20 protein-coding genes, 1 pseudogene and 1 riboswitch are annotated in these 15878 nt (G+C 68.6%); of the genes and pseudogenes, 11 read left to right on the top strand and 10 right to left on the bottom strand.

Annotation, left to right across the window (positions count from 1 at the left end):
• Positions 1–24 precede the first annotated feature (24 nt).
• Together sepH and A5699_RS13430 are read left to right on the top strand one after the other, a co-directional pair.
• The gene (sepH, locus tag A5699_RS13435; RefSeq protein WP_067769955.1) at positions 25–828 is read left to right on the top strand and encodes a septation protein SepH; all 804 of its coding nucleotides are present in this window, start codon (positions 25–27) and stop codon (positions 826–828) included.
• A gap of 130 nt (positions 829–958) precedes the next feature.
• Positions 959–1877, top strand: a pseudogene (locus A5699_RS13430) (type IV toxin-antitoxin system AbiEi family antitoxin domain-containing protein).
• 72 nt (positions 1878–1949) lie between these two features.
• Here the strand turns inward: A5699_RS13430 and A5699_RS13425 are convergent.
• From A5699_RS13425 to A5699_RS13415, 3 genes are read right to left on the bottom strand one after another with little or no spacing between them, the layout of a single operon-like run.
• Positions 1950–2225 carry a DUF2537 domain-containing protein gene (locus A5699_RS13425; protein ID WP_067769953.1) on the bottom strand — a complete coding sequence of 92 codons (276 nt, stop codon included), beginning with the start codon at positions 2223–2225 and terminating at the stop codon, positions 1950–1952.
• Between the two features lie 15 nt (positions 2226–2240).
• A complete protein-coding gene (locus tag A5699_RS13420; RefSeq protein WP_067769951.1) occupies positions 2241–3062 on the bottom strand; it encodes an RNA methyltransferase in 822 nt (273 codons plus the stop codon).
• Complete coding sequence (locus A5699_RS13415; RefSeq protein ID WP_067769949.1) at positions 3059–3490, bottom strand: MarR family winged helix-turn-helix transcriptional regulator; 432 nt, start codon at positions 3488–3490, stop codon at positions 3059–3061. Before A5699_RS13415 ends, A5699_RS13420 begins: the two co-directional genes overlap by 4 nt.
• 85 nt (positions 3491–3575) lie before the next feature.
• On the opposite strand from A5699_RS13415, the gene A5699_RS13410 reads away from it, so the two are divergent.
• Together A5699_RS13410 and A5699_RS13405 are read left to right on the top strand one after the other, a co-directional pair.
• The gene (locus A5699_RS13410) at positions 3576–3836 is read left to right on the top strand and encodes a DUF2530 domain-containing protein (protein WP_067769947.1); all 261 of its coding nucleotides are present in this window, start codon (positions 3576–3578) and stop codon (positions 3834–3836) included.
• A gap of 9 nt (positions 3837–3845) precedes the next feature.
• Positions 3846–4298, top strand: a complete 453-nt coding sequence (locus tag A5699_RS13405; RefSeq protein WP_067769945.1) for an SRPBCC family protein — start codon at positions 3846–3848, stop codon at positions 4296–4298.
• Positions 4299–4305: 7 nt separating this feature from the next.
• Here A5699_RS13405 and A5699_RS13400 read toward each other — a convergent pair whose 3' ends face one another.
• Positions 4306–5088 carry a DUF3027 domain-containing protein gene (locus A5699_RS13400; protein ID WP_067770028.1) on the bottom strand — a complete coding sequence of 261 codons (783 nt, stop codon included), beginning with the start codon at positions 5086–5088 and terminating at the stop codon, positions 4306–4308.
• A 141-nt stretch (positions 5089–5229) separates the two neighbouring features.
• Here A5699_RS13400 and A5699_RS13395 point away from each other — a divergent pair, with 141 nt between their 5' ends.
• Positions 5230–6804 (top strand): MFS transporter, encoded by a 1575-nt coding sequence (locus tag A5699_RS13395; protein WP_157561231.1) that lies wholly within the window; start codon positions 5230–5232, stop codon positions 6802–6804.
• The gene (locus A5699_RS13390; RefSeq protein WP_067769940.1) at positions 6801–7310 is read left to right on the top strand and encodes a DUF2771 domain-containing protein; all 510 of its coding nucleotides are present in this window, start codon (positions 6801–6803) and stop codon (positions 7308–7310) included. Before A5699_RS13395 ends, A5699_RS13390 begins: the two co-directional genes overlap by 4 nt.
• Here A5699_RS13390 and A5699_RS13385 read toward each other — a convergent pair.
• Positions 7299–8315, bottom strand: coding sequence for a glutathione S-transferase family protein (locus A5699_RS13385; protein ID WP_067769938.1), 1017 nt, complete (start codon positions 8313–8315; stop codon positions 7299–7301). The two genes, A5699_RS13390 and A5699_RS13385, sit on opposite strands and share 12 nt — an antisense overlap.
• 24 nt (positions 8316–8339) lie before the next feature.
• Positions 8340–8750, bottom strand: coding sequence for a cold-shock protein (locus A5699_RS13380; protein ID WP_067769936.1), 411 nt, complete (start codon positions 8748–8750; stop codon positions 8340–8342).
• A 163-nt stretch (positions 8751–8913) separates the two neighbouring features.
• Here A5699_RS13380 and A5699_RS13375 point away from each other — a divergent pair, with 163 nt between their 5' ends.
• The 4 genes from A5699_RS13375 to A5699_RS13360 all read left to right on the top strand — a co-directional run bounded on the left by A5699_RS13375 (position 8914) and on the right by A5699_RS13360 (position 11843).
• Entirely contained in the window at positions 8914–9306 is a 393-nt protein-coding gene (locus A5699_RS13375; protein ID WP_067769934.1) for a YccF domain-containing protein, read from the top strand.
• Entirely contained in the window at positions 9303–10370 is a 1068-nt protein-coding gene (moaA, locus tag A5699_RS13370; protein WP_067769932.1) for a GTP 3',8-cyclase MoaA, read from the top strand. The genes A5699_RS13375 and moaA overlap by 4 nt, the downstream gene beginning before the upstream one ends.
• Positions 10371–10634 (top strand): MoaD/ThiS family protein, encoded by a 264-nt coding sequence (locus A5699_RS13365; protein ID WP_067769930.1) that lies wholly within the window; start codon positions 10371–10373, stop codon positions 10632–10634.
• 217 nt (positions 10635–10851) lie between these two features.
• A riboswitch (cyclic di-AMP (ydaO/yuaA leader) is annotated at positions 10852–11063 on the top strand.
• A 9-nt stretch (positions 11064–11072) separates the two neighbouring features.
• A complete protein-coding gene (locus A5699_RS13360; protein WP_067769928.1) occupies positions 11073–11843 on the top strand; it encodes a transglycosylase family protein in 771 nt (256 codons plus the stop codon).
• 3 nt (positions 11844–11846) lie between these two features.
• Here the strand turns inward: A5699_RS13360 and A5699_RS13355 are convergent, their stop codons facing one another.
• The 4 genes from A5699_RS13355 to A5699_RS13340 are packed head-to-tail and all read right to left on the bottom strand — an operon-like array spanning position 11847 to position 13433.
• On the bottom strand, positions 11847–12275 hold the full coding sequence (locus A5699_RS13355) for a molybdenum cofactor biosynthesis protein MoaE (protein WP_067769926.1): 429 nt from the start codon (positions 12273–12275) through the stop codon (positions 11847–11849).
• Complete coding sequence (locus tag A5699_RS13350) at positions 12272–12751, bottom strand: molybdenum cofactor biosynthesis protein B (RefSeq protein ID WP_067769925.1); 480 nt, start codon at positions 12749–12751, stop codon at positions 12272–12274. Before A5699_RS13350 ends, A5699_RS13355 begins: the two co-directional genes overlap by 4 nt.
• Positions 12752–12765: 14 nt before the next feature.
• Complete coding sequence (moaC, locus tag A5699_RS13345) at positions 12766–13233, bottom strand: cyclic pyranopterin monophosphate synthase MoaC (protein WP_067769923.1); 468 nt, start codon at positions 13231–13233, stop codon at positions 12766–12768.
• Between the two features lie 2 nt (positions 13234–13235).
• Positions 13236–13433: a hypothetical protein gene (locus A5699_RS13340; protein WP_067769921.1), complete on the bottom strand. Its 198-nt coding sequence runs from the start codon at positions 13431–13433 to the stop codon at positions 13236–13238.
• Positions 13434–13506: 73 nt separating this feature from the next.
• On the opposite strand from A5699_RS13340, the gene A5699_RS13335 reads away from it, so the two are divergent.
• On the top strand, positions 13507–15762 hold the full coding sequence (locus A5699_RS13335; protein WP_067769919.1) for a helicase-associated domain-containing protein: 2256 nt from the start codon (positions 13507–13509) through the stop codon (positions 15760–15762).
• The last annotated feature ends 116 nt before the right edge of the window (positions 15763–15878 follow it).

The following is a 15878-nucleotide window of genomic DNA, read 5'->3' as shown; positions in this document are numbered from 1 at the left end:
GTTCGCGCAGGAGGTTTGGTCGGTATGCGAGAACTCAGAGTCGTTGGATTGAACGTCGACGGCAGGCGCATCATCTGCGAATCCGACGACTCCGCCAAGGACATGTTCAGCTTGCGTGTCGACGACCGTCTGCGCGCAGCGATGCGCGGCGACACGGTCACCTCGAATCAGTCCGAGATCGATGTAGAGGTGCAGAACGTGCTGCGACCCAAGGAGATTCAGGCGAAGATCCGCGCCGGGGCATCGGTCGAGCAGTTGGCCACCGCCGCCGGAGTGCCCATCGAGCGGGTCGAGCGGTTCGCCCATCCGGTGTTGCTGGAGCGCGCCCGCGCGGCTGAGCTGGCCACCGCAGCGCACCCGGTGCTGGCCGACGGACCGGCCGTGCTCACCCTGCTGGAAACGGTCACGACGGCGCTGGTGGCCCGCGGCCTCGATCCCGACTCCATCGCCTGGGACGCCTGGCGTAACGAGGACAGCCGCTGGACGGTGCAGCTGGCCTGGAAGGCGGGGCGGTCGGACAACGTCGCACACTTCCGGTTCAGCCCGGGCGCCCACGGTGGCACCGTCACCGCCTCTGACGACGCCGCCCGTCAGCTGATCAACCCCGAGATGGGCCGGCCGCTGCGTCCTGTGGCCGCGGTGCCGCACCTGTTCGACGACCACGAGACGCACGAGGTCCAGGACGCTTCCGAGCCCCAGCAGGTCGCGGCGCCCGAAGTGCAGGCTCCGGCTCCCCCGGCCCCCAAGCGCAGCCGCAAGGCCCGCGCGACGGTTCCGGCCTGGGAGGACGTGTTGCTGGGGGTTCGCTCGTCGGGCACGCAACCCTGATCCTCTGATCTCACTGCCTGTGCTGAAGATTGTGGTCACCAGGTAGCCCGAATCTTCAGCGTTGGTAGTTATCCACAGAGGCGCGGAACGGGTCTGGTCACAGCGGGGCTGGTCGGCGAGCATCGACGGCGTGGATATCGATGACGTGCTTCGGCAGCAGTCGGGCGTCATTTCGCGTCGACAAGCCCTGGATGCGGGGCTGCAGCCGCACGACATTCGACGGTTGCTCCGGCGCAATGAGTGGGCCCGGGTCCACGACGGCGTATACATCGATCACACCGGACCATTGACATGGCTGCAACGAGCTTGGGCCGCAGTGCTTTACGCGGCGCCGGCGGCGTTGTGCCTGCAATCGGCGTTGACCGACGAGGGTGCGGTAATCCATGTCGCAGTCTCCCGCGACCGGGGCGTGCTGGCCGAGCCCCCAGGAGTGCGAATCCACCATCTGACCCACCTGGAAGAGCGGGTGCTCTGGCACGTCGGGCCGCCACGGCTGCGTTTCGAAGAAGCCGCCCTTGACGTCGCATGCCTGGCCAAATCCGAGTTCGATGCGATCGCGGTGCTGGCCGACGCGTGCCAGTCGCGGCGGACCACCGCGCGGCGCCTACTGCACGCCCTCGACGCTCGTCAGCGGGTTCGAAGACGCCGCTGGCTACGTGCGGTGATCGTCGACATCGCCGAGGGCACCTGCTCGGTCCTGGAGCACGGGTACCTCAATCGTGTGGAACGGGCGCACGGGTTGCCCCGGGCCATCCGTCAGAAGCGGTCGACCTCGTCGGCGAGAGTGAGCTACCGAGATGTCGAGTGTCGAACTCGATGGTCTCCTGTTTCACAACACGGCATCGGCCCGCAGCCGGGATGCCGAACGTGACCTGGACGCCGCGGTCGATGGCCGCTCGACCGTCCGACTGTCCTACCGTCAGGTTTTCGACCGACCGTGCCGGACCGCCGCGAAGATCGCCCAGGTGATGCGGCGACACGGCATCACGGTGAATGGCCACGCCTGCGGGCCGGACTGCGAATTCGGCCGAGTGGAACTGGCGGCCTGACGTGGAAAGCCGCCAACGCTGAAGATCGGGGCTACCTGGCGACCCCAATCTTCAGCACTGAGGAGGACCCGCTCAGGCTTGGCTCAACCCGATGGCCAACAGCACCAACCAGCCACCCGCCACGCCGACGGCCGACCCCAGCACAAACCACCGCCACACCGGACGGCGCCGCCACCCCCACACCGTGGGAGCCAGCCCGCCGACCGCCACCATGTTGAGCCCGATCGCCAGCAGCGGGTGCACCCGCAACAGCCCCATGCCGAGCACCACGATCGCGGCACCCAGCACTGCGGCCACAAAGCCGGCCACCGTCAAGCCGGTACCCCACGGCGTGGAATCGTCGGTCACGGTGTCAATCTAGCGTCAGCCTCCGAGGCGGGCACGCTCGTAGAACGCCAACGCCGCGGCGGTCGCCACATTGAGCGAATCGGTGCCGCGCGACATCGGAATCCGCACGCGCACATCGCTGGCCCGCATCGTCCGCTCGGTCAGGCCCGGCCCCTCCGCGCCGACCAGGATGCCCACCCGCTGCGCGTCCAGCTGCGTCATCGCCTCCGACAGCGTCGCCGCGGCCGGGTCCGGCGTCATGGCCAGAAGTCGAAATCCCTTGTCTCGCAACAGTTCCAACTCATCAGGCCAGGAGCAGGCGCGGGCGAACGGAACCAGCAGGGCATGCCCCATCGACACCCGCACCGCACGGCGGTACAGCGGATCGGCACATCCGGCGCCGAAGACCACGGCATCGATTGCCAGCCCGGCGGCATTGCGGAAGATCGACCCGAGGTTCTCGTGATCGTTGACCCCTTCGAGCACCGCCACGGTGCGTGCTTCGGAGATCACCTCGGCCACCGACAGTTCCGGCGCGCGCGAGGCCGAGGCCAGCACGCCGCGGTTCAGATGAAACCCGACCGCGGCGGCCATCACCTCGGCACTGGCGCGATAGAACGGCACCTCCACGCCGTCGAGGTCGGTGGCCAGCTCGGCGAGCCGCCGGTCGGTGCCCAGCAGCGCCCGAGGGACGAAGCGGGAGGCCAGCATCCGCTGCACCACCAGCACCCCCTCGGCGATCACCAGGCCTTTGCCGCTGGGCAGATCGGGGCGGCGGTCCACGCTGTTGAGATCGCGGAAGTCGTCCAACCGGGGATCGGCCGGATCATCGATGTCGACGACGTTCAGCAGACTCACGCGCCTTCGACGACCATGGCCGACATCAGGTTGGTCGCGGTGAGCAGGGTCTGACGTTCGGCCGCGTTCAGCCGGGACAGATGAGTCATCAGCCATTCCTGGCTGGCGCGGCGTTCGGCCTCGACCAGACTCCTGCCAGCCGACGATGCCGAGACCACGATCTGACGCCCGTCGACCGGATGGGCGGCCCGGATCACCAGACCCTGCTCGGACAACGACGCGATCACCCGGGTCATCGACGGCGGGCGTACGCGCTCCCGGATTGCCAACGCGCCCGGCGTCATCGCGCCTTCCTTGACCAACGTGGCCAGCGCCGAGAACTGGGTCAGCGAAACCGGGGATTCCGCACGCCGCGTGCGCAATTGGCGCGCGAGACGCACAACTGCGAGCGCCAGATCATTCGCGAGCACCGATTCCGGATCTTTCACATCGCAAATAGTACTGAGCCGCCGAGCGCAAAGGGCTAAAACGAAGACCAATGAATGGTCACCGGATCGGATACGTTGGTCGGCGATGACCGAGGAAACCAACGACCCGGCGCCGCAACCTCCGGCATTGCCTGCCGCGCTGCTGGAACCGTGGCCGGTGATCCTGGTGATCGCCACGGCCTGGCTGATCGCCACGATCCTGTCGTTCACGGTGGACGCACTGCACGAGTGGCGGCCGTTCACCGTCGCGGGGCTGGCGATCGGTGTGCTCGGCACGTCTATATTCCTGATCCAGCGCCGTGCGGTGCGACGCGGATCTCGCGGCGCGCAAAGCGGATTGACCTGAGGAGACACCATGGCCGCACCACTACTGCAAGCCAGCATCGACATCGACGCGCCCGTCGACAAGGTGTGGGGCCTGATCTCGGACCTGCGCCTGATGCCGCAGTGGAGCCCGCAGTGCCGGCTGATGAAACCGCTGGGACCGGTGCGTCCGGGCACCCGCACGTTCAACCTCAACCGGCGCAAGTTCCTGTTCTGGCCCACCACGTCACGCCTCACCGAGGTGATCGACAAACAGAAGCTGGCGTTCCTGGTGGAGGCCAACAACACCGTGTGGACCTACGAACTCGAGCCGACGGCGAACGGCACCCGGGTGACGGAGTCCCGCCATGCCGAGAACGGCACCTCGGCCGTGTCCAATGCGCTGGTGAATGCCCTCATGGGCGGCGTGCCCAGCTTCGAGGACGAGCTCGTCGACGGGATGAAGGCCTCGCTGGCCCGCATCAAGGCCGCCGCCGAGAGCTGAGCCCGCCTCAGTCGGCGAGATCGAGCACACCGTCGTCGTACGGTTCGTACATCGGCGACCCGGTGCCCGGCGGTTGCGGCGTGTCCGAATGGGCGCCGCAGCCGTACTCGGCCTCCACCACGTGCCCGTCGGCGGACAGCTCGTTGGCGCAGACTCCGAACATCACGCCCAGCGCGCCGCCGAGCGGCAGGTAAAAGCCACAATCACGGCAGACCCGGCGCGTCGAGCGGGCCATCGCCGAACCGGGCCCGTAATCCCCGTCGTGCCAGCGTTGCGCCGCCTGCGCGCGGCCCCATTCACTGAGCAACTGGCGCCGGCCCAGGCCGAGCTCCAGCGCGGTGTCATCGATCAGCGGATCCCCGGTGGCGGCATACCCGGGCACCAGCCGCGGATCATTCGGAGCCGGGGCCAGCAGATCGCCCGGGCCGAGATCGCCGGGGCGCACCCGGTCCTGCCAGGGCACCCACTGCGGAGCCAGCAACGCCGTCGGGCCCGGCACCAGCACCAGCTCACTGATCGTGGCGTGGTCGGCACCCGGGTAGGCGGCCACCACGACGGCCCACTGCCAGCCGCGGTAACCAGGCAGATCGGCCAGGAACCGGTGCGTAGCCGAGGCGGAGTCCTCGATGCTCGCACCGAGGTATTCACCCACCGCGCCCAGGCCGCTGAACTCGATCAGCGCCGCGCGGGCCTGCTCGGTGGCACCCAACAGCACCGCTTCCTGCTCCGGCGACGGGGCCGCCGGAGGGGTTTGGGCAGACTGCTCAGCTGGTTCGGTCACGCTTTCCATCGCCTCCATAGTGCCTGACCGGGGCAACCTCGAGCCACACCGGTTGCCTGTCGGCCACCGCGGCGGCAGATGAGAGAGAATCGGGGCGTGACCTATTACCCGCCGCGGCCACCGACCGATCGCGGTGCGGAACATCCCGGAATGGCCAACTATCCCAGTGATGAGACGCCGCGTCGGCCACGCCGGCAATCGGTGCCCAGTTCCAATCGCTGGCTGCCACCGCTCGACGAGCAACACACCGCCACGTATTCCGAGCACGATGAACCGCCACGCTCGCGCGGGGTCGGCTCGGCGGCCGGCGAGAAGGTCACCGTCACTCGGGCCGCCGCCGCCCGAAGCCGCGAAATGGGCACGCGGATGTACGGTTTCGTGCACCGCGCCGCCACCGCCGACGGCGCCGACAAGTCCGGCCTGACCGCGCTCACCTGGCCCGTGGTGGCGAACTTCGCCGTCGACGCGGCCATGGCCGTCGCCCTGGCCAACACGCTGTTCTTCGCCGCGGCCAGCGGCGAGTCCAAGAGCAAGGTCGCGCTGTACCTGCTGATCACGATTGCCCCGTTCGCGGTGATCGCCCCGCTGATCGGGCCCGCGCTGGACCGCCTGCAACACGGCCGACGGATGGCGCTGGCCGCGTCGTTCGCGTTGCGCACCGCGCTGATCGTCGTGCTGATCGCCAACTACGACGGTGCCACCGGAAGCTATCCGTCCTGGGTGCTCTACCCGTGCGCGCTCGGCATGATGGTGCTGTCCAAATCGTTCTCGGTGCTGCGCAGCGCGGTCACTCCGCGCGTGTTGCCGCCGTCGATCGACCTGGTCCGGGTGAACTCGCGGCTGACGACGTTCGGTCTGCTCGGCGGCACCGTCGTGGGCGGCGGGATCGCTGCGGGCGCCGAGTATCTGTTCAACGTCGCGCAACTGCCCGGCGCGCTGTATGTGGTGGTCGCCGTCACGGTGGCCGGCGCCGTGCTGTCGATGCGGATCCCGAAGTGGGTGGAGGTCACCGAAGGTGAGGTGCCCACGACGCTGAGCTACCACGGTCAGTCGGGCGGTGGTGCCGGCGAGCTGCGCCGTCACCCCGACAAGCCCAAGGCCGAGCGACAACCCCTGGGTCGCAACACCATCACCGCGCTGTGGGGCAACTGCACCATCAAGGTGATGGTCGGCTTCCTGTTCCTCTATCCCGCGTTCGTCGCCAAGTCGCACGACGCCAGCGGCTGGGAACAGCTGCTCATCCTCGGCCTGATCGGCGCCGCGGCCGGCATCGGCAACTTCGGCGGCAACATCGCTGCCGCCCGGCTCAAGCTGGGCCACCCCGCACAACTGGTGGTGCGGGCCGCGACCGCGGTGACGGTCGTCGCGCTGGCCGCCGCGCTCACCGGAAACCTTCTGGTGGCCGCCGGGGCCACGCTCGTCACCTCCGCCGCCAGCGCCATCGCCAAGGCCTCCCTCGACGCCTCCCTGCAGGATGACCTTCCCGAGGCGTCCCGGGCCTCGGCCTTCGGCCGCTCCGAATCGGTGTTGCAGCTGGCCTGGGTGGCCGGCGGTGCGACCGGAGTGCTGATCTATACAGACCTCTCAGTCGGGTTCACTACGATCACGGCCGTGCTGATACTCGGTCTCGCGCAGACAATCGTGAGCTATCGCGGCGAATCGCTGATTCCCGGCCTCGGCGGCAACCGCCCGGTGCTGGCCGCTCGACAAGGCGGCAGCAGGTGAAGCGCACCGTGATGATCCTGGCCGCCGTCGTGGTCCTGGCCATCGCCGGCACCGGCGTCGGAATCTGGAAGCTCAGCCGCGGCCATGGCGATCAACTGCCGCAGATCAGCGCCTACTCACACGGGCACTCGGTGCGCATCGGCCCGTTCCAGTACTGCCAGGTGCTCAACCTCGACGACTGCGTCGACCCGCAGGAGACCGGCGAGCTGCCGGTCCGCGAGGACAACCCGGTACAGCTCTCGGTATCCAGCGCGATCGCGCGGGCACCGTGGCGGCTGCTGCGGGTCTACGAGAACCCGATCGACACCACGGTCTCGTACTACGCGCCCAAGACCACCCTGGCCGTCACCATCCCGACCGTCGACCCCAACCGCGGCCGGCTCACCGGATTGGCCGTCCAACTGTTGACCCTGGTGCAGGACCAGGACGGCAAAGAGTTCGCGCTGCCGCACGCCGAGTGGTCGGTGAGCACCGTCTGGCCGCAGAAACCGGCGTCAGCCCGCTGAGTGCCCGGCCGGTACTCGCTCCCCCTCGGGCGTCGGCCCCGGCGGGGTACCGTCGCCGAAAGGCCTGCCGCCCAACGCTTCCCGGCCATGTGGCGTAAGCCAGTTGGCCAGATCCGGACCCTTGGGCACGATCTGCGTCGGGTTGATGTCGGAATGCACGATGTAGTAGTGCTGCTTGATCTGGACGAAGTCGATGGTGTCGCCGAACCCCGGCGTCTGGAACAGATCGCGGGCATAGGCCCACAACACCGGTAGCTCGCTGAGCTTGGACCGGTTGCACTTGAAATGGCCGTGATACACCGGATCGAAGCGGGCCAGCGTGGTGAACAACCGGACGTCGGCCTCGGTGATGGTGTCGCCCACCAGATACCGCTGCGTGCTCAGCCGTTCGCTCAGCCAGTCCAGCGCGGCGAACAACCGGTCGTAGGCCTTGTCGTAGGCCTGCTGTGAACCGGCGAAACCGCAGCGGTACACGCCGTTGTTGACCTCGGTGTAGATCCGTTGGGCCACCTCGTCGATCTCGGCACGCAACGGCTCGGGATACAGCTGCGGGGCACCGTCGCGGTGAAACTCCGTCCACTCGGTGGAGAAGTCCAGCGTCATCTGGGCGTAGTCGTTGGTCACCACCTCACCCGTGGCCACCTCGACGATCGCGGGCACGGTGATGCCCTTCTCGTAGTCGCCGAACCGCTTGAGGTACGCGTCGCGCAACCGCGGGATCTTCAGCACCGGATCGACCCCACCGGGGTCGAGGTCGAACGTCCAGCTGCGCGCGTCGTGCGTCGGGCCGCAAAAGCCGATGGACAGCGCATCTTCCAAGCCCAACAACCGGCGCACGATGATCGTTCGATTGGCCCACGGACAGGCTCGCGCCACGATCAACCGATAACGGCCGGCCTCGACGGGGTAGCCGTCAGCACCATTGCGCGTGATGCGCGTGGTGATGTAGTTGGTGTCGCGGTTGAATTCGCCGCTGCCGCTCGCGACGTAGGAACCCTGAGCCATGCCCCCAGTGTTCCCGCCGAGCTGCTAGGCGTCGAGCTCCTGCGCGACGGCCTTGACCACCTCGGACACTCGCCGGGCCACCTTGCGGTCGGGGTAGCGCCCCTTGCGCAGCTCAGGCTGAACGATGTCCTCGAGCAGCGTGATCATGTCCGAGACCATGCCGTGCAGTTCATCGGGTGTGTGCTTGTGCTCGGGACGCTCGGCTTCACGCCGGCTGCGGCTCAGGCTCGGCGGCGGGTCGATGAGCTTGAGGCTCAACGCCTGCGGGCCGCGCCGTCCGGCGGCCACACCGAACTCCACGCGCTGACCGGCCTTGAGGGTCTCGACGCCCGCGGGCAACGCCGAGGACCGCACATAGACGTCCTCGCCCTCTTCCTGGGACAAAAAGCCGAAGCCCTTTTCAGCGTCGTACCACTTAACCTTGCCGGTCGGCACTGCTCTCACCCGCTCGTCGTTTGTCAGAACTACCTACACACATAAAGACCGCGTCCCGACGGCGCCGGGACGCGATGCAGCGATCTTACTCGGAGTCGGCCAGGCGGTTCACCTCGATTACTCGGTAGGCTTGCAGCACCTCTAAAGGAGAGATACGCCGCATATGCGAGTGATACTGAACATCATCTGGTTGATCTTCGGCGGCCTGTGGTTGGCGCTGGGCTATCTGCTGGCCGCGTTGATCTGTTTTGTCCTGATCATCACGATCCCGTTCGGGTTCGCGTCCCTGCGCATCGCCTCCTACGCCCTGTGGCCGTTCGGCCGCACCATCGTCGACAAACCGGGGACCCGGCCCGGCGCCCTGATCGGCAACATCATCTGGGTACTGCTGTTCGGCATCTGGCTCGCCATCGGCCACCTGGTCAGCGCGGCCGCCATGGCCGTCACCATCATCGGGATCCCGCTGGCGCTGGCCGATCTGAAGATGATCCCCGTGTCACTGGTGCCGCTGGGCAAGGAGATCGTTCCCGTCGACTCGGTGAAGGTGCCGGCATGACGCTGACCTCACTCGGACTGCCGACCGTGACCCGCCAGCCGCTCGAGCCGGCCCCGACCAGCGGCCCGCTGGTCGACACCTACGGCCGGGCGGCCACCGACCTGCGGGTCTCGCTGACCGACAAGTGCAATCTGCGCTGTACCTATTGCATGCCCGCCGAGGGCCTCGACTGGTTGCCCGGCGAAGCGCTGCTCAGCACCGACGAGCTGAGCCGACTGCTGCGCATCGCGGTGACCCGGCTGGGCATCACCAGCGTGCGGTTCACCGGCGGTGAGCCACTGGTCACCCGTCATCTCGAGGACGTGGTGGCCGCCGCGGCCGCCTTGTCACCCCGACCCGAGATCACCCTGACCACCAACGGCATCGGCTTGGCCCGACGGGCGGCAGGCCTCAAAGACGCCGGGCTGAACCGGATCAACGTGTCCCTGGACAGCGTCGACGCCGCCCACTTCGCCCGGATCACCCGCCGGGACCGGCTCGCCGATGTGCTCGACGGGCTGGCCGCGGCCAAGGCGGCCGGGTTGGATCCGGTGAAAGTCAACGCCGTACTCGATCCGGTGTCCGGACTGGACGACGCGGTGACCCTGCTCGGCTACTGCCTGGATCACGGATACCAGCTGCGGATCATCGAGCAGATGCCGCTGGACGCCGGGCACACCTGGCAGCGCGGCACGGTGATCGACGCCGACACGATCTTGGCGACCCTGGGCCGCCACTTCGATCTTCGGCCTTCGGAGGCGCCGCGCGGATCGGCCCCCGCCGAGCTGTGGCAGGTGGCCGCGTCTGCGGCCCATCCCGCCGGCACCGTCGGGGTGATCGCCTCGGTGTCGCATGCCTTCTGCTCGGCCTGTGACCGCACCAGACTGACCGCCGACGGCCAGATCCGCAGTTGCCTGTTCTCGACCGCGGAGAGCGATCTGCGGGCGTTGTTGCGTGGCGGAGCCTCCGACGACGCGCTCGAGGCCGCCTGGCGGACGGCAATGTGGGCCAAGCCGGCGGGGCACGGCATCAACGACCCCGATTTCGTCCAACCTGTCCGGCCGATGAGCGCGATCGGCGGCTAGATGACACCCCAGACAACTGCCGTCACAATCCGTTATTTCGCCGCTGCCGCGGCCGCAGCCGGAGTTGATACGGAAACGTTAGATTTGGCGAGCGACGCGACGATCGCCACGCTCGTCGAGCACCTCAGCGAGCGCGACGCGGAACTCGCCCGAGTATTAAAGCGCTGCTCATACCTGTCGGACGGGGTGGCCGTCCGCGATATGGGCAAGCCAGTCTCAACGCTTCAAACGCTGGATGTGTTACCCCCCTTCGCCGGCGGCTAACGTGATTCCCGTCACATAACGAAATGGTCACGAGCTGGCTACGGCGGGGTGGAGCTCCGCTCTCACCTGCGAGAACGCGGCGGTAACCAGCACCTTTAAACAACTTTTAATGTTTGCTCGCGGGGAAAACGCCCGAGGCCGTCAAAGGTGACGCGGTAGCCGGGAACAGTTACCGTTCATTTCCAAGTCAACCGACCCTAATCAGTTGACCCACCCCATCCCGGTAGCGCCGAGCTCCATCCACCGGGCGGGGGTTACGACGAACACCAGGATGGAGGCGGGGGACCCAACCGGTCCACCGATTTATCAGGACCAGGAATCGCGTGCGGTTCCTTGGGGTGAAGCCGCCGTCGTTTCGACGACGCCGGCCGGGTGACCTCTCCCACCCGAACCCGACAGCTGACCTCGTGGGCGCATACGAGAGGAATCCTCACGCTTATGAGTGGACGGCACCGCAAGCCCACTTCATCGTCGTCAGCAAAAAGCGTCGCCAAAATCGCCTTCACCGGGGCTGTGCTCGGTGGCGGCGGCCTGGCGATGGCCGGCCACGCGATGGCCGCGACCGACGGCGAATGGGACCAGGTAGCCCGCTGCGAGTCCGGCGGCAACTGGGCCATCAACACCGGTAACGGCTACCACGGTGGTCTGCAGTTCTCCCCCAGCACGTGGTCCTCCCACGGCGGCGGCGAGTACGCACCCACCGCCTACCTGGCCACCAAGGAAGAACAGATCGCCGTGGCCGAGCGCGTGCTCGCCAGCCAGGGCAAGGGCGCATGGCCCACCTGCGGGCGCGGCCTTTCCAGCGCCACCCCGCGCAACGTCGTGGCCGAGCCCGAGGCAGCCCCGCTGGATGCGCCCGAGGTGAACGGTGAACTTCCGCCGCCGCCCGACGCGCCGCCCCCGGCACCCGAGGCCGCCCCGATGGACGCCCCGCTGCCGCCTGCCCCCGAAGCCTTGCCGCCGGCACCCGAGAACCTGCCGCCGGCACCTGAAGCCTTGCCGCCGGCTCCCGAGGCTCCGGCACCCGAGGCCGCCCCGATCACCGATGCCGCACTGCAGGCGCCGGCTCCCGAGGCCCCCGCTCCGGCCCCTGAGGCCCCGGCTCCCGAAGCGGCGCCTGCGCCCGCACAGCCGGTCAGCTACGTCGATCAGATCCAGCAGGCCATCGAGAATCAGGGCCTCGACGGCAACATCGTCATCAGCGGCTGAGTTTCAGGCCGAACCGACCCATTCGTCGGTGCCGTCGGAGAAGTACTGGTGTTTCCACACGGGTAGCCGCTCTTTGACGGTGTCGACGAGTAGGGCGCAGGTTTCGAACGCCGCCCTGCGATGGTCTGCTGCCACGGCGGCCACCAGGGCGGCGTCGCCGATCTGCAGGGTGCCGATGCGGTGGCTGACCGCGATCGCCCGCACCCCCTCGGCCTGCGCGGCGACCTCCGCGGCCACCTCCTGCAGGGTCTGCAGGGCATTCGGATGCGCGGAGTAATCCAGCCGCGTGACCGAACGGCCGCCGTCGTGATCACGCACCACCCCGGAGAAACCGACCACCGCCCCGGCCGCCTCATGGGCCACCAGCGCCTCGTATTCGGTCAGCGAAATCGGTGTCTCGGTCAAATCGACCCGCACGACTGTCGCACTCATCTGGCATGGTCCTTCCCACCGAGCTGGTCCAACGCATGCTCCAGCACGCCGGCGAGCACGCCAAGGCCGTCCTTGACCCCACCGGCTGATCCGGGCAGGTTGACGATCAGGGTTTGTCCGGTGACACCGCACACACCGCGGGAGAGCACCGCGGTCGGAACCTTGTGCACACCGGCGCGGCGGATGGCATCGGCCAGGCCGGGGATCTGATAGTCGAGCACCGAGACCGTCGCCTCAGGGGTGGCGTCGGTGGGTGAGATGCCGGTACCGCCCGAGGTGATGATCACGTCGACACGTTCGGACAGCGCGGCGCGCAACGCATCACCGACGGCATGCCCGTCGGGCACCACCATCTGCTCGGTGACGTCATAGCCACGGTCGGACAGCCAACCGACGATCAGCGGTCCGGTCCGGTCGTCGTATACCCCGGCCGCGGCTCGGGTGGAGGCGATGATGACGCGGGCCGAACGCGTCACTGCTTCGTGTTTTCCTACGTTCTTTCCCACAGTCCCGTTTTACCGCCTTCTTTGCGCACCACTTTGATGTCGTCGATGCGTGCGGCGGGGTCGACTGCCTTGATCATGTCGTAGAGCGTCAGCGCCGCCACGCTCACCGCGGTCAGCGCTTCCATCTCGACGCCGGTGCGGTCGGTGCTGCGCACGGTGGCGGTGATGGCCACCGCCCCCTCGCCGGGATCGAAATCCACGTCCACGCCGGTCAGCGCCAACTGGTGGCACAGCGGGATCAGGTCGGGAGTCCGCTTGGCGGCCAGGATCCCGGCCACACGCGCCGTGGCCAGGGCATCACCTTTGGGCAATCCGCCCGAGGCGATGAGGGCCACCACATCCGGCCGGGTGTGCAGCGTCCCGGTAGCCACCGCGGTGCGCTTCGTGACGTCCTTGGCCGTGACGTCGACCATGTGCGCCGCGCCGGAGGAGTCGAGATGCGACAGCTCCACCGTTACCGGTTGACGACGGTTGCCGACTGGATGAAGGGCAGTTCTTCGGCCGGCAGCGGAAAGGTCACGTCACCGAACGGGGACAGCGCGCCGGTGCGGTCGGTGGCGAGCTCGCTGACGGCATGATCGTCACCGTCGGAGAGCACGGGCCAGCCATTGTCGACGTAATGGTTCTTCTTCTTGTCAGCCACGCCCCACATTGTGGCAGGCCGCCGATCTGGTGGCGATACCGGCGCGGTGCACCGCCCGAAGTAGCTTTACGCTGGTCAGGATATGACCGCCGCAAAGACCCCCGGAATCCCGTTGGGTGCCTGGCTGTCCGACCTCGATGACTCGGGTCTCATCCGCCTGCTGGAGCTGCGGCCCGATCTGAGCCAGCCGCCACCAGGAACGATCGCCGCCCTGGCCGCACGTGCCACCTCACGGCAATCGGTCAAGGCTGCCACCGACGCCTTGGACTTCCTGCGGCTGGCCGTCCTCGATGCGCTGCTGGTCCTGCATGCCGACGCCCACGCGGTCGCGGTGACGCAGCTGACCGAGCTGCTGGGCGGGCGGGTCGGCGCGGAGGAACTGACCGCGGCGTTGGACGATCTGCGCGAGCGGGCCCTCCTATGGGGCCAGTCCGAGGTCCGGGTGGCCGCCGAGGTGGCCTCGGGGCTGCCCTGGCATGTCGGCCAGGCCACCGTCGAGGGGTCCGAGCTCAGTGCCGACGAGATCGCCGCGCGGCTCGGTGGGCTCGATGATCCGCAGAACGATCTGCTGGCCCGCCTGTTGGAGGGTTCACCCGTCGGCCGTACCCGCGACGCGGCACCGGGCACGCCGCCCGACCGGCCGGTGCCGCGGTTGGTGGAGGCCGGGCTGCTGCGCCGGATCGACGACGAGACGGTGATCCTGCCCCGGTTGGTCGGGCAGGCCATGCGCGGGGAGGCGCTCGGCCCGACGGAGTTGACCGCACCGGTGTTGCAGACGTCGACCACCACGCCGGCCGACGTGGATGCGGTGGCCGCCGGTGCCGCCATCGACCTGCTGCGCGAGATCGAGCTGATCATCGAAACCCTGGGCAGCGCACCGGTTCCCGAGCTACGCGCCGGCGGACTGGGCGTGCGCGACGTCAAAAGGCTGGCCAAGATCACCGGCATCGACGAGCCGCGGTTGGGACTGTTGCTGGAGCTCACGGCCGGTGCCGGGCTGATCGCGGCCGGGATGCCGGACCCCGACCCGGGTGACGGCGCCGGCCCCTACTGGGCGCCGACGGTGGCCGCCGATCGCTTCGTCGAAGCCACGACTGCGGCCCGCTGGCAATTGCTGGCCTCGACCTGGCTGGACCTGCCGGCGCGGCCGGCCCTGATCGGCAGCCGCGGGCCGGACAATAAACCCTTTGCCGCCCTGTCGGATTCGTTGTACTCGACGGCCGCTCCCCTGGACCGCCGCCTACTGTTGAGCGTGCTGGCCGACCTGCCGCCGGGCACCGGGATCGACGCTGGCGAGGCCTCCCGCGCGATGATCTGGCGCCGCCCGCGCTGGGCGGTGCGGCTGCAGCCCGGCACGATCGGCGGGTTGCTGACCGAGGCCCACGCGCTGGGCATGGTCGGCCGCGGGGCGATCAGCACACCGGCGCGCGGCATGCTGGCCGGCGACGCCGACGAGGACGTGCTGGCCGCGATGGCCAAGGCACTGCCGAAACCGCTCGACCACTTCCTGCTTCAGGCCGATCTCACCGTGATCGTGCCCGGCCCGCTGGAACGGGATCTGGCCGAGCATCTTGCCGAGGTCGCCACCGTGGAATCGGCGGGCGCGGCCATGGTCTACCGGATCAGCGAGACCTCCATCCGACGCGCGCTCGACGCCGGCCGGACGGCCGGCGAACTGCACGCGCTGTTCGACAAACATTCGAAAACCCCGGTGCCGCAAGGCCTGACCTACCTGATCGACGACGTCGCACGCCGCCACGGCCAGCTGCGCGTCGGTATCGCCGCGTCGTTCCTGCGGTGCGAGGATCCCGCCCTGCTGGCCCAGGCCGTCGCCTCGCCGGGAGCCGACCGCCTCGAGCTCCGATTGCTCGCCCCCACCGTGGCGGTGTCGCAGGCGCCGATCGCCGATGTACTCACGGTGCTGCGCGAGGCCGGTTTCGCCCCCGCGGCCGAAGACTCCACCGGCACCGTCGTCGACATCAGGGCGCGCGGCGCGCGCGTCGTCGCCCCGACCCGGCGTCGCGTCTACCGTCCGCCCACCCCGCCGACGGCCCAGACGCTCGGCGCGATCGTCGCGGTGCTGCGCAAGGTGGCCGCCGGCCCGTTCTCCAGCGTGCGACTGGACCCGGCCATGGCCATCACCCAGTTACAAGACGCCGCGATCAACCAGACCTCGGTGGTGATCGGCTACGTCGACCCGGCGGGGGTGGCCACCCAACGCGTGGTCTCCCCGATCAACGTGCGCGGTGGCCAGCTGACCGCGTTCGACCCGGCGGCCGGGCGGGTACGCGAGTTCGCGATCCACCGGGTGACCTCGGTGGTCTCCGCCGACGACTGAGGGTGCCGGACTCCGCGGCGCTTACGCTGAAGATCGCGGTCACCAGGTGGCTGCGATCTTCAACCTTGTGCTCGGCGCAGCGCTGCGCACCGCTGACCCCCGGCTAGTCGCACCGA

This window comes from Mycobacterium sp. E802 (assembly GCF_001666875.1).
Taxonomy (GTDB): Bacteria; Actinomycetota; Actinomycetes; order Mycobacteriales; family Mycobacteriaceae; genus Mycobacterium.
Note: the sequence above shows the minus strand (reverse complement) of the source record. Positions and strands in the feature narration are given on the sequence as shown.

Excerpts from the sequence above, each read along its gene's own strand:
- A5699_RS13385 (WP_067769938.1), bottom strand. The coding sequence starts at position 8,315 with ATGGCTCAGGGTTCCTACGTCGCGAGCGGCAGCGGCGAATTCAACCGC.
- A5699_RS13340 (WP_067769921.1), bottom strand. The coding sequence starts at position 13,433 with ATGTGGGGCGTGGCTGACAAGAAGAAGAACCATTACGTCGACAATGGC.
- sepH (WP_067769955.1), top strand. The coding sequence starts at position 25 with ATGCGAGAACTCAGAGTCGTTGGATTGAACGTCGACGGCAGGCGCATC.
- A5699_RS13395 (WP_157561231.1), top strand. The coding sequence starts at position 5,230 with ATGGCCAACTATCCCAGTGATGAGACGCCGCGTCGGCCACGCCGGCAA.
- A5699_RS13400 (WP_067770028.1), bottom strand. The coding sequence starts at position 5,088 with ATGGAAAGCGTGACCGAACCAGCTGAGCAGTCTGCCCAAACCCCTCCG.
- A5699_RS13365 (WP_067769930.1), top strand. The coding sequence starts at position 10,371 with ATGACACCCCAGACAACTGCCGTCACAATCCGTTATTTCGCCGCTGCC.
- moaA (WP_067769932.1), top strand. The coding sequence starts at position 9,303 with ATGACGCTGACCTCACTCGGACTGCCGACCGTGACCCGCCAGCCGCTC.
- A5699_RS13355 (WP_067769926.1), bottom strand. The coding sequence starts at position 12,275 with ATGAGTGCGACAGTCGTGCGGGTCGATTTGACCGAGACACCGATTTCG.
- A5699_RS13405 (WP_067769945.1), top strand. The coding sequence starts at position 3,846 with ATGGCCGCACCACTACTGCAAGCCAGCATCGACATCGACGCGCCCGTC.
- A5699_RS13410 (WP_067769947.1), top strand. The coding sequence starts at position 3,576 with ATGACCGAGGAAACCAACGACCCGGCGCCGCAACCTCCGGCATTGCCT.
- A5699_RS13375 (WP_067769934.1), top strand. The coding sequence starts at position 8,914 with ATGCGAGTGATACTGAACATCATCTGGTTGATCTTCGGCGGCCTGTGG.
- A5699_RS13335 (WP_067769919.1), top strand. The coding sequence starts at position 13,507 with ATGACCGCCGCAAAGACCCCCGGAATCCCGTTGGGTGCCTGGCTGTCC.
- A5699_RS13360 (WP_067769928.1), top strand. The coding sequence starts at position 11,073 with ATGAGTGGACGGCACCGCAAGCCCACTTCATCGTCGTCAGCAAAAAGC.